The sequence below is a fragment of the Raoultella sp. T31 genome (assembly GCF_002806725.1).
GTDB lineage: Bacteria > Pseudomonadota > Gammaproteobacteria > Enterobacterales > Enterobacteriaceae > Klebsiella > Klebsiella electrica.
In genome coordinates, this window is the sequence record NZ_PIBO01000016.1 from 16,311 (window position 1) to 28,490 (window position 12,180).

A 12,180-nucleotide genomic window follows, 5' to 3' on the forward strand; every position below is an offset into this window, starting at 1 on the left:
TTGCAGGCTACATCACGTGGGCGGCTTCGCCCTGTCTGTTACGCCTGGGGGGCCAGCCGCAGCTGCTGTAAATTGCCGTCGAGCTGTAAATCGGTCTGCAGGCGGGCTATCTCGCGGCAGGTAAAGGCCATCTCTTTATGCTCTTCCAGTTTTTTACGCCATTTTTCAGGCACCTCTGCCAGCTGAGCATAGATGCCCTCCAGATCCTGATACTCCGTTAACAGTTGCGCCGCGCTCTTCGGTCCGATTCCGGCGACCCCCGGGACTTTTGAACTGCTTATCCCCGCCAGTCCCCAGTAATCAGGCAACTGCTCCGGCGTGACGCCGAACTCTTTGGCGATGAAAGGGGCGTCCAGCCAGCGTTTCTGAAAGTAGTCGCGGATCAGAATCGTCGGCGACAGCAGCTGGCAATAGCCTTTATCGGTCGAGACGATCGTCGCCTGATGCCCGGCATGGGCGACTTTGCATGCCAGCGTGGCGGCGAGGTCGTCCGCCTCGTTGCCTGCTAAAGCCCAGCAGCGGATCCCGCGCTGCTCAAAGGCTGCGCGCAGGGCGGGCATTTCGGCGTCGAGGGTTTCTGGCATCGGCGCTCGTCCGGCTTTGTATTCCGGCAGGCGCTGGTGTCGCCAGCCCTGCGCGCGATCTTCGTCATCAAAAACCGCCACGGCATGGGTGGGCTGGCTATGAACGATGAGCTGCTCCAGCGCGTGCAGGCAGGTGTCAACGCAGGGGGACCCCTGCACCGCATGAATGCGGCGGATCAGATTGAGTGCGTCGACAATTAACAGATGAACGGCCACAGATACCTCCTGGCGAGCCTGTCGAAACCGGCCCTTATTCACAGAACCTTAAGGGTATCATTGCCGTGGCGGAGAGGCTATCGGCACGGGGGGATTCGGGAAGAGGCGCCGCAAAGAGGCTTAATCGGCGTGCAGCAGCAGGCCCGCTTCGCTGTTGGTGGCCTCGCCGTACCAGACCGCTTCGCGGACCGACACCGGCTTGCCGATTAGGCCCAGCGCATAAAAGCGGTCGGCAATAGTTTGCTGCGCGCGGATCACTTTGAGGTCCATCATCCGCGGGCGATGGCTGCGGCGGGCCAGCGCCAGGGACAGCGACCCGACGTTAATCCCCAGCTCCGCCGCCAGCAGTCCGGCGGCTTCATCCCGCCGACGATCGATAAACTGCCCGGTTTGCGTCAGCTCGTGCAGCAGGCGCTGCATGATATCGCCGTGGCGCGTCACGTAGTCGCGGCGCGACAGGTAGAACTGATGGTTTTGCACCCGACCTTCGCCGTTGGCCACCACCCGTAGCTCCCCGGTGTGTTCGGCGTCGCTTAACAGCGGATCCCACATCATCCAGGCATCCACCGCCAGATAGTCGCTGGCGGTCAGCGGGTATTTGGGCGGGGTGTAGACAATCCTGACGTCATTTAAGCCCAGCCCCGCCTCCTCGAGAATCTGCAACAGCAGCCAGTGCACGTTTGACCCTTTATTCAGCGCAATACGCTTCCCGCGCAAATCGGCAATTGTGCGGATCGCGCTATGCTGCGGGACAACCATCGCGACGCTCTGCGGCGCGGGCGGTTCCCACGCCACGTACACCAGCTCGCTGTTGCTGGACTGGGCAAAGACCGGCGGCGCTTCGCCGGTGGTGCCAAAATCGATTTCGTGACAGGCGAGGGCGTGCAGCAGCTGCGGTCCGGCGGGAAATTCGCTCCACAACACGCTGACGCCGAGATGGGCGAAGGCGCTCTCCAGACTCTGCCGGGCCTTTAAAATGCCCAGATTGCCAAAGCGCTGATAGCCAATTCGTAACTCGCGGTCGGCGGAAACGGCGCCGGACAGCGGGCGCTGCGGGGTTTCTGGTCGCCGACGGCTTTTAATCAGTCCAATGTTGGCCAGCTGCGTGCGTAAGGTATGGCGACTGATGCCCAGCAGCGCCGCCGCCTGACTTTGGTTATCATCGCAGTGGGCCATCGCCCCGCGGATCAGCGCCCCGGTCATGCGCTCCCACAGCGCCTCGCCGGGTTGGTTAAGCTGCTGATAGATAAAACTATCCAGTTCGTTGTCCGTGGCGGTCGCCGGCGTATCGTGCAACGTGCTCAGCCGCAGCTGCGCGGGCGTGATCTCCTCCTCTTTGCTGAGTAACACTGCGTTATGTAATGTATTTTCCAGTTCGCGGATATTGCCGGGCCACGGATAGTCCATCAGTCTCGCCAGCGTTTCCGGCGCCAGGCGGCGGGTCGGGCGGCCCAGGCGGCGGGCATATAGCGTTAAAAAGTGATTGGCCAGCTGAGGAATATCCTGGCGGCGCTGGCGCAGCGGCGGCAGCGGCACAATGGCGATATTCAAACGGTAGTAGAGGTCTTCGCGAAAGCGGCGTTCGCGGATCGCCTGGGCTAAATCGACATGGGTGGCGGCGATGACCCGCACATTCACTTTGATGGCCTTGCGCGAACCGACGCGGGTAATTTCCCGCTCCTGCAGCACGCGCAGCAGCTTAACCTGCAGCGGCAGGCTGAGTTCGCCGATCTCATCGAGCAGCAGGGTCCCGCCCTCGGCGGCTTCAAACCAGCCGGGGTGGCTCTGCACCGCGCCGGTAAAGGCGCCTTTTTCATGGCCGAAGAGTTCAGCTTCCGCCAGGCTTTCGGTCAGCGCGCCGCAGTTAACGGCAAGAAACGGCTGGTGGCGACGCGTGCTGTGATGATGAAGATAGCGGGCGACCACCTCTTTACCGGTGCCGGTTTCGCCGACGATCAGCACGGTGGCTTCCGTGGGCGCCAGTTTATCCAGCAGGCTCTGAAATGCTTTCGACGCCGGGTCGATGAGCACGGGCGTATCGGACAGGGATTCAGGATTGAGCATGGCGGACCTCCGTTAAATGACGCTTTGAACTTATCCTTTGCCGGCGGCAGACACCAGAGGGGGACGCCACCGGTTTGCTGCAAAACCGACAGCGCCCACGCAGGCGCTGACGCATTTGCAACAGCTGAGACGCCGGGTGTGTTTTTTAATGTATTGATTTTGTTTTATTTATTTTCATCTCGTCGTTGGCACGATAATCGCTAACAGTCATATAACCAAATTAAAACATCTCTTCGATAAATATCGAATATGGTTATATAGGAAATGGATAATGACGCAGAAAGCGAACGATAAGATCAATGTGTTCTGGTTTTTGCCCACCCACGGCGATGGCCGTTATCTGGGCACCACTGAAGGCGGCCGCCCGGTGGATCTACCTTATCTCCAGCAGGTCGCGCTGGCCGCCGATAGTCTTGGCTATTACGGCGTCCTGATTCCGACCGGAAAAAGTTGTGAGGACTCCTGGCTGGTGGCGTCGGCACTGGCGCCGTTGACCCGTCGCCTGCGCTATCTGGTGGCGGTGCGCCCTGGGCTACAGCCGCCGACGCTGGCGGCGCGAATGGCGGCCACCCTCGATCGTTTGTCGGAGGGGCGGCTGCTGATCAACGTGGTGACCGGCGGCGATCCGGTGGAGAACAAAGGCGATGGGATCTTCCTCAACCACAGTGAACGCTACCAGGTGACCCGCGAATTTCTCGACGTGTACTCCCGTTTGCTGAAAGGCGAAAAGGTGGATTATCGCGGCAAGCATATTCATGTCGAAGGGGCGGAGGTGCTGTTTCCGCCGGTGCAGGAAGATGGTCCGCCGCTCTATTTTGGCGGCTCGTCAGACGACGCCATCGACGTCGCCGCTGAGCATATCGACAGCTACTTAACCTGGGGCGAGCCGCCGGAAAAAGTGGCGGAAAAGCTGGCTATCGTCAGTGAACGCGCCGCCGCCCGTGGACGTACCCTGCACTACGGTATTCGCCTGCATGTGATTGTCCGTGAAACGGAAGAGGAGGCCTGGGCCGCCGCCGACCGGCTGATCGCTCACCTGGATGATGACACCATTGCCCAGGCGCAGAAGATTTTTGCGCGCATGGATTCTGCAGGCCAGGCGCGGATGAGCGCCCTGCACAACGGTTCCCGCGACAATCTGCGTATCGCGCCAAATCTGTGGGCCGGCGTCGGTCTGGTGCGCGGCGGGGCGGGGACGGCGCTGGTGGGCAATCCGCAGCAGGTGGCGGAGCGCATCCGTGAATATCAGGCGCTGGGGATCACTAACTTTATCTTCTCCGGCTACCCGCATCTGGAAGAGGCGCACCGCTTTGCCGAGCTGGTGATGCCGCTGCTGCCGTTGGCCAGCAACGCGCAGCCAAAGGCGCGCGGTGTCAATACCGGGCCGTTCGGTGAAACCATCGGCGGCGATAAGCGCCCGGTAAAACAGGTCAGCGCCAGCTGAGCGGGGGTCGCTATGTTTCGCTTCTTCTTTCATAAGGCGGTGGTCTATGCCAGCTGAACCTCACATCGTTATCGTCGGCGGCGGCTTTAGCGGCGCGGCGGTGGCGATTCATCTGCTTGGCCTGATGCCGCAAGGGCTACGGGTGACGCTGCTGGAGCCGCGTACCGTTCCCGGAGCGGGCGTTGCCTATTCCACCGCTGAACCCAGCCACCGCATCAACGTGCCCGCCTCGCGGATGCAGTTGGCCGGTGAGGAAGAGGGCGCTTTTGACCGCTGGTACCGTAGTCAGCCTGCTTTTGCTGACGACCCGCTGGCGCGGCGTGAAGACGGCGCGCTGTATCCCCAGCGCGGCCAGTTTAGGCGTTATGTCAGCCAGCGTTTTGCCGCGGCGGTACAGGCGAGCGGCGGACGGCTGGTTCACCTGCGCGAACAGGCGCTGAGCGTTGACGAAAGCGGTCTCATTACCGATACCGGTCGTCGGCTGCAAAGCGATGTGCTGATTCTGGCGATTAGCCATCCGCCGCCGGCGCTGCCGCGGCTGGCGGCGCCGTTTCACGACCATCCGGCGCTGATTGCCAACCCGTGGCGCGCGGACAGTCTGGCGACAATCGCCCCGGATGCGCGGGTGGCGGTGATGGGAACCGGGCTGACGATGGCGGACTGCATCGCCACACTATCCCGGCTCGGCCACCGCGGACCGATTAGCGCCTTTTCGCGCCACGGTCTGCTGTCCAGGGGCAACACCGGCGGCGCTGCGACGCCCTGGCCGGGCGAGTACGCTCAGGGCTCGCTCCGTCAGCGGCTGCGGCAGGTGCGCGCCGATGTTGCCCGCGCGGCAGAGCAGGGGCTTCCCTGGCAGGTGGTGCTCGACGCGGTGCGCCAGCAGGGACAACACATCTGGCAGAGTCTGACGTTTGCCGACCGTCAGCGCTTCCTGCGTCATCTGCGGCGCTACTGGGATGTGCATCGTTATCGCATTGCGCCGCAGGTCGCCGAGGTGCTTGAGCAACGTCAGCGCGAGGGAAGTCTGAAGGTGCTGGCCGCACGGCTGACGGCGCTGGAGAGCGAAGCGCGTTCTTTGAGACTGACCCTGACCGCGCGCGAAGGTGCACGCATTGCCCTGACGGTCGATAGCCTGATTCTGACGACCGGCCCGGCCCACGGCGGGTTGATCGACAGCCAGCCGCTGCTGCGCGAACTGGCCCGGCGCGGTCTGATTCGCGCCGATAAGCTGGGTCTTGGGCTGGACGTTGATGCTCACTCCCGGGCGATTGGCCGCGAGGGGCGCGCGTTGCCCAATCTGCTGATCTCTGGCCCGGCGGCGCGCGGCTATTTTGGCGAACTGATGGGGCTGCCGCAGGTGGCCGACCATGCCGCCGCCGTCGCCGCTGAAGCTTTACAGGCGCTGGGGATTGGGCAATTCGTCCGATGTCCCACGATCTAACCCCCATTCCCCCTTTTTCTTTGATGTATTAAGCGTGCGTTCCGTTGACGGAATGCACCGTGGAGAGCCCTATGTCATCACAACGTGAAATTCGCCTGAATGCTTTTGATATGAACTGCGTCGGCCACCAGTCGCCGGGGCTGTGGACCCATCCGCGCGACCGCTCCTGGCAGTATAAGGACCTTGATTACTGGGTTGACCTGGCACGCCTGCTCGAACGCGGTAAGTTTGATGGCCTGTTTATTGCTGACGTGCTGGGGATTTATGACGTACTGAATGGCAATGGCGATGCCGCCATTCGCCAGGCGACGCAGGTGCCGGTGAACGATCCGCTGGCGTTGATTACCCCGATGGCGCTGGTGACGGAGCATCTGGGCTTTGGCCTGACCGCGTCGCTGTCGTTTGAGCACCCGTACCCGTTTGCCCGCCGTCTCTCGACCCTTGACCACCTGACCAAAGGCCGGGTGGGCTGGAACATCGTCACCTCGTATCTGGAAAGCGGGGCGCGCAACATTGGTCATCAGGCGCAGACCGATCACGATGCGCGCTATGACTACGCCGATGAGTATCTCGATCGGCCAGTATCAGCCGGATCAGGTGCTGAAATACCTGCATACCAACGCCATTCAGTCGGCGGTTGAAGCCTTTTCCACCGCCGATCCCGATCGCCAGTGGACGGTGCAGGCGCTGGCCGACTGGGTCGGCATTGGCGGCTTCGGCCCGCTGATTGTCGGCAGTGCGCAAACCGTCGCCGACGAACTGCAATCGTGGGTTGAGGAGACCGATGTTGACGGTTTCAACCTGGCGTATGCCGTCACCCATGAAACCTTCCGCGATGTGGTGGAACTGCTTATTCCCGAACTGCAAAAACGCGGCGTCTTTAAGCAGGAGTATCGCGAAGGCACCCTGCGCGAAAAACTGTTTGGCGCCGGGCCACGGCTGGTGGCGCCGCATCCGGGCGCCGGATACCGGCGTGGCGCCCGCATCGACGTCGGGACAGAGGAGAAGGTGACATGATCGAAATCGACAACCTGCATAAAAGCTATCGTACCGCAGACGGGCGGGTCAGCGAGGTGCTGAAGGGGCTGTCGCTGCGGGTGCCGACCCGCTCGATCACCGCGGTGGTCGGGCCGAGCGGCGCGGGAAAATCGACCCTCGCGCGCCTTATCAGTCTGCTGGAGCGCCCCGACAGCGGCAGTATTCGGGTTAACGGCAACGACCTGTCGTTGCTCAGCGGCGACGCACCATCGGCACCGTTTTTCAGTCCTCCGCGCTGCTCAGCCGTAAAACGGCCTGGCAGAATATCGCCCTGCCGCTGGAATACCTCGGGGTGGTCGAGCGCGATATTAAAGCCCGCGTCGGCGAACTGCTGGAAAGCGTGGGGCTGAGTCATAAGGCGGATGCCTGGCCGGCGCAGCTCTCCGGCGGCCAGCGCCAGCGGATTGCTATTGCGCGTGCGCTGGCGCTGCGCCCGTCGGTGCTGCTGGCGGACGAGGCCACTTCGGGGCTGGATCCGCAGGCCACCGCAACGGTGCTGAATTTGCTTAAACGCCTGCGCGATGAATACCGCCTGGCGATCGTGCTGATCACCCACGAGATGGATGCGGTACGGGCGGCGGCGGATGCGGTGGCGGAAATTCGCGATGGCGCGATTGTCCAGTCCGGCCAGGTGAAAGAGCTGCTGGCGCGCCCGGATTCGCTGCTGGGCCAGCAGCTGCTGCCACTCTCTCCGGTTACGGTCGCCAGCGATCTGCTGTTGCGGCTGAGCTATCGCTGGGATGTTCCGGTGGCGACCGACTGGATCAGTCGTCTGAGCCAGCAGTTCGCCCTGCAGATAGATGTGCTCGGGGGGCACGTTGAGTTGATCAACGACCGGCTGGCGGGAAGGCTTCAGGTGGGCGTGCGTTTCCAGGGGGAGCGGCTGCCGCCGTCGCGGGTGCTGGCGCTGCTGGCACAGCTTGGTATCGCGGCGCAGGTGCTGGATGGCGCGCCGGAACTCAAGGAGGCGGTATGAAACCCACGGTGATAAGCCAGGATACCCCCTGGAGCGAGATCCATACGCTGCTGCTGCCCGCCTATGGCGAAACCTGGCTGATGGTGGCCATTGTGATGCTGTTTGTGGTGACCCTTGGCGGGGTGGTCGGGGTGGTGCTGTTCAATGCCTCGCCGCGCGGATTATTCCCGCATGTCGCGCTGTACCGGGTACTGAACTGGCTGGTGAATATGGGGCGCTCTCTGCCGTTTCTGGTGCTGATGGCGGCGATTATTCCCTTCACCTTCTGGCTCACCGGGACGACGATCGGCATCCCGGCCGCCGTGGTGCCGATGATTGCCGCCGGGGTGCCGTTTTTTGGCCGGCTGGTGGAAAACGCGCTGCGCGAACTGCCGGCGGAGGTCACCGCCGTGGGGATCGTCTGCGGCGGCTCGCGCTGGCAAATTATCCGCAGCGCCCAGTTGAGCGAAGCCCTGCCAGCGCTGGTGGCGGCAGTGACGCTAAATCTGGTCTCAATGATCGAATATTCCGCGATTGCCGGCACCATCGGCGCGGGAGGCATCGGTTATCTGGCGGTGGTTTACGGCTACCAGCGCTTCGACAACCACATCATGATCGCCACCATTATTGCGCTGATCGCCACGATTCAGCTGATTCAATTTTTCGGTGACCGCCTGGTCACCAAACTTCGCCACACGCAGGGGATCTCTTCATGACAACAGAACCGTTTGAATTACGTAAGGCCCGTCGCTGGCCGTGGCTGGCGGCGCTGCTGGTGATAGTGGCGCTGGCCGTCGCCTTCTGGTGGTGGCGGGGACAGGCCCAGTCGCAGCAGGTGGTGTTTGGCACCACCCTGAAAATCCACTATGAACCGGCGATGGCCGGCGAACAGAGAATTATCGAGTACATCGGCCAGCATATTGCGCCGGATTATGGCCTCAAGCTGGAGGCGGTGGGCGTGCAGGATCCGGTGCAGGCGGATCGCGCGGTGGCGCAAGGGGAGTACGCCGGAACCATCTATCAGCATCAATGGTGGCTGAAGCAGGTGGTGGATGCCAACGGCTTCGCGCTTTCCACCACGGTGCCGGTGTTCCAGTGGGCCTTTGGCATCTACTCCGATCGCTATAAATCGGTTAAGGATCTGCCGAACGGGGCGACGATCGTGGTGCCGGATGACGGCGCCAACCAGGGGCAGGCGCTGTGGCTGCTGCAGCGTATTGGCCTGATTACGCTCGACCCGGCGGTGGAGCCGCGTACGGCGAAGCTGAAAAATATCGTCGGCAACCCGCATCAGTTTCATTTCAAAGAGCTGGACCTGTTAACCATGCCGCGGGCGCTCAATTCGGTGGATGCGGCAATCGGCTATGTCTCGCAGTTTGATGCCGGAAAAGTGCCGCGCGAGAAGGGCATCTTATTCCCGCCTGCACCGCGGACTTTTGCGTCGCAGCTGGTTATCGGGACGCCTTATCTGTCGCAGGAGAATATCGTCAAATTGCAGAAGGCGTTTTCCGACCCGCGCATTCAGAGCTGGTTGAAAACCACCGACGACCCGCTGGTTAAGGATGTGCTGGTGCCGGTTTCTGCGGAATAAATTTGCCAATCGATGACCTTGCAGGACGGGCGAAAGCACGTCCTGATTTTGTTGTTTTATTTTTTAACTTATTGAATATATTGATTTTTATATGCGTTTTTGTTGGTTTCACTTTATCGTCTGACGGCCTATAACTGCGATCACCTGCACAACATAATAAGGTGAAAACATGAGTACGCTGTCTGTTGATAATCCCGGCGTGGCCTCCGCACCGGTGAGTAGCGTCGGGGATGTGGCGCGGCTGATCAATTCAGGCAAGGAACAGGCTAAATATGCGCGGATGATTGTCTTCCTCGCTCTCGGCGGCGTCTTTCTCGACGCCTATGATCTCACCACCCTCTCCTACGGCATCGATGACGTAGTGCGTGAATTCCAGCTCTCGCCGCTGCTGACCGGTCTGGTCACCTCATCGATCATGGTGGGTACCATTATTGGCAACGTGATCGGCGGCTGGCTGACGGATAAATATGGTCGCTATTCGGTGTTCATGGCCGACATGCTGTTTTTCGTCGTCTCGGCCATCGCTGCGGGTCTGGCCCCCAACGTCTGGGTGCTGATTGGCGCGCGTTTCCTGATGGGCATCGGCGTGGGTATCGATCTGCCGGTCGCTATGTCCTATCTCGCTGAATTTTCCCGTTTTACCGGCAAGGGTAATAAAGCGGCGCGCCTCGCCGCCTGGTGCCCGATGTGGTATGCCGCCTCGACGGTCTGCTTTCTGATTATTTTCGGCCTCTATTTCCTGCTGCCACAGGAGCACCTCGACTGGCTGTGGCGCGCCTCGCTGTTGTTTGGCGCCGTTCCGGCGCTGCTGATTATCGCCGTGCGCAGCAAGTTTATGAATGAGTCGCCGCTGTGGGCGGCAAACCAGGGGGACCTGACTTCAGCGGTGAGGATTCTGCGCGACTCTTACGGCATTGCCGCCCATGAGGCGCCGGCTGAACATCGCGCGCCGCCGCCGAAAGTGAGCTTCCGGGTATTGTTCGAAAAACCGTACCGCGAACGTACTATCGTCGCCGGGGTGATGAATATCTGTATCGCCTTTGAGTACACCGCCATCGCTTTCTTCCTGCCGTCGATTCTCGCCCAGTTTCTCGGCGCCGGGGTGTTTGAAACCCTCTCCGCCTCGCTGGGACTGAATGCGCTGTTTGCCTTTACCGGCGGGTTGCTGGGGATGCATCTGGCGTGGAAATACCCGTCGCGCCATGTGGCGATTGCCGGGTTTGCGCTGCAATTTATCGCCCTGATTGTCCTTGCCCTCGTCGGGCAGCCGCAGGCCACCGTCGGCGTGGTGCTGGCGATTGCGATGCTTGGGCTGTGGCTGTTTGCCGAGGGGGTTGGCCCCGGCGCGCAACTGATGATTTATCCGGCGCTCTCCTATCCCACCGCGATTCGCGCCACCGGCGTCGGTTTCAGCCGGGCGCTCTCCGGGATCGGCAGCGCGCTGGCGCTGTTTGTGTTGCCGCTGCTGCAAGCCTCTCTCGGCACGCAAATGTTCTGGGTGGTGTCGCTGGCCGCCATTATTCCGATTTTCTTCCTGCTTGCGGTCCGCCACGAGCCGACGCGTCACGATATTGACGACAGCCACCATTGAGGAACAGATGATGACATTACTCTCTACCGGCACCGATTATGAACAGCTGGCCGCGGCTTTCCGGCCAATTTTTTCCCGTATTGCGCAGGGGGCGGCGAACCGCGAACAGCAGCGTATTTTGCCCGATGAGCAGATTCGCTGGCTGAAGGAGGCGGGGTTTGGCACGCTGCGCATTCCGCGGGAAAAGGGCGGCTGGGGCGCATCGCTGCCGCAGTTGATTGCCCTGTTGATTGAGCTGGCCCAGGCTGACTCCAACCTGCCGCAGGCGCTGCGCGCCCATTTTGCCTTTGTTGAAGACCGTCTGAATCAACCGGACTCCGCGCAGCGCGATCGCTGGTTTCAACGTTTTCGCGACGGTGAGCTGGTGGGCAGCGGCTGGACCGAAACGGGCGGGGTTAAACTTGGGGAGGTGATGACCCAGGTGACGCCGGATGACCACGGTTGGCGTTTAAACGGCGAGAAGTTTTACAGCACCGGAACGCTGTACGCCGACTGGATTGATGTTTTTGCCCGCCGCAGCGACAACCACGGCGACGTCATCGCGCTGGTCAGCACCCGGCAAAATGCCGTTGAGCGGGAAGATGACTGGGATGGCTTTGGTCAGCGTCTGACCGGCAGCGGCACCACCCGCTTTAAGCAGGCGCAGGTTGAGCAGGAGCATGTCTACGATTTTGCCGAGCGCTTTCGCTACCAGACCGCCTTCTATCAGCATATCTTACTGGCGACGCTGGCGGGAATCGGCCTGGCGGTAGAGCGCGACGCGGCCGAGGGGGTGAAAAAACGCCGCCGCATGTACAGCCACGGCAATGCCGCCGTGCCGCGCGACGATGCTCAGGTGCTGCAGGTGGTGGGGCAAATCAGCAGCTGGGCGTGGGCGACCCGCGCGGCGGTACTGCAGGCGGCGGAGTCTTTACAGCAGGCCTATATTGTTCATGCCAGCGGCGATGAGGCGCTGATTGAGCAGCGCAACCGGCTGGCGGAGGTCGAAGCGGCGCAGGCGCAGGTGGTTGCCAGCGAGTGGGTGCCTCGCGCGGCGACCGAGTTGTTTAACGCCCTCGGCGCGTCGGATACCCGGGTGGGGAAAGCGCTCGACAGGCACTGGCGCAACGCGCGCACCGTGGCCTCGCATAACCCGGTTATCTACAAAGCGCGCAATATCGGCAACTGGCTGGTCAACGGCGAAGCGCCGACCTTTATCTGGCAGATTGGCGATGGCGAAAAGGCGCAGGGGTAACAACGGAGAAGGCGACGGG

8 protein-coding genes and 2 pseudogenes are annotated in these 12,180 nt (G+C 61.7%); 8 read left to right on the forward strand and 2 right to left on the reverse strand.

The window, feature by feature from the left end; all coding sequences use genetic code 11:
- Positions 1-38: 38 nt before the first annotated feature.
- Positions 39-800: a flap endonuclease Xni gene (xni, locus tag CWM52_RS13020; RefSeq protein ID WP_100684496.1), complete on the reverse strand. Its 762-nt coding sequence runs from the start codon at positions 798-800 to the stop codon at positions 39-41.
- 120 nt (positions 801-920) lie between these two features.
- Positions 921-2,864 carry a sigma-54-dependent Fis family transcriptional regulator gene (locus tag CWM52_RS13025; RefSeq protein WP_100684497.1) on the reverse strand — a complete coding sequence of 648 codons (1,944 nt, stop codon included), beginning with the start codon at positions 2,862-2,864 and terminating at the stop codon, positions 921-923.
- A 271-nt stretch (positions 2,865-3,135) separates the two neighbouring features.
- On the opposite strand from CWM52_RS13025, the gene ssuD reads away from it, so the two are divergent.
- From ssuD to CWM52_RS13065, 8 genes and pseudogenes are all read left to right on the forward strand, one after another.
- Complete coding sequence (ssuD, locus tag CWM52_RS13030; RefSeq protein WP_100684498.1) at positions 3,136-4,308, forward strand: FMNH2-dependent alkanesulfonate monooxygenase; 1,173 nt, start codon at positions 3,136-3,138, stop codon at positions 4,306-4,308.
- Positions 4,309-4,354: 46 nt separating this feature from the next.
- On the forward strand, positions 4,355-5,752 hold the full coding sequence (locus tag CWM52_RS13035) for an FAD/NAD(P)-binding protein (RefSeq protein ID WP_100684499.1): 1,398 nt from the start codon (positions 4,355-4,357) through the stop codon (positions 5,750-5,752).
- A gap of 71 nt (positions 5,753-5,823) precedes the next feature.
- Positions 5,824-6,769, forward strand: a pseudogene (locus CWM52_RS13040) (LLM class flavin-dependent oxidoreductase).
- Positions 6,766-7,766, forward strand: a pseudogene (locus CWM52_RS13045) (methionine ABC transporter ATP-binding protein). Before CWM52_RS13040 ends, CWM52_RS13045 begins: the two co-directional pseudogenes overlap by 4 nt.
- Positions 7,763-8,461 (forward strand): methionine ABC transporter permease, encoded by a 699-nt coding sequence (locus CWM52_RS13050; RefSeq protein WP_100684500.1) that lies wholly within the window; start codon positions 7,763-7,765, stop codon positions 8,459-8,461. The pseudogene CWM52_RS13045 and the gene CWM52_RS13050 overlap by 4 nt, the downstream one beginning before the upstream one ends.
- Positions 8,458-9,336 carry a MetQ/NlpA family ABC transporter substrate-binding protein gene (locus CWM52_RS13055; RefSeq protein ID WP_100684501.1) on the forward strand — a complete coding sequence of 293 codons (879 nt, stop codon included), beginning with the start codon at positions 8,458-8,460 and terminating at the stop codon, positions 9,334-9,336. The genes CWM52_RS13050 and CWM52_RS13055 overlap by 4 nt, the downstream gene beginning before the upstream one ends.
- Before the next feature lie 169 nt (positions 9,337-9,505).
- Positions 9,506-10,927 (forward strand): MFS transporter, encoded by a 1,422-nt coding sequence (locus tag CWM52_RS13060; protein WP_100684502.1) that lies wholly within the window; start codon positions 9,506-9,508, stop codon positions 10,925-10,927.
- Positions 10,928-10,937: 10 nt separating this feature from the next.
- Positions 10,938-12,161 (forward strand): acyl-CoA dehydrogenase family protein, encoded by a 1,224-nt coding sequence (locus tag CWM52_RS13065; protein ID WP_100684503.1) that lies wholly within the window; start codon positions 10,938-10,940, stop codon positions 12,159-12,161.
- Positions 12,162-12,180 lie beyond the last annotated feature (19 nt).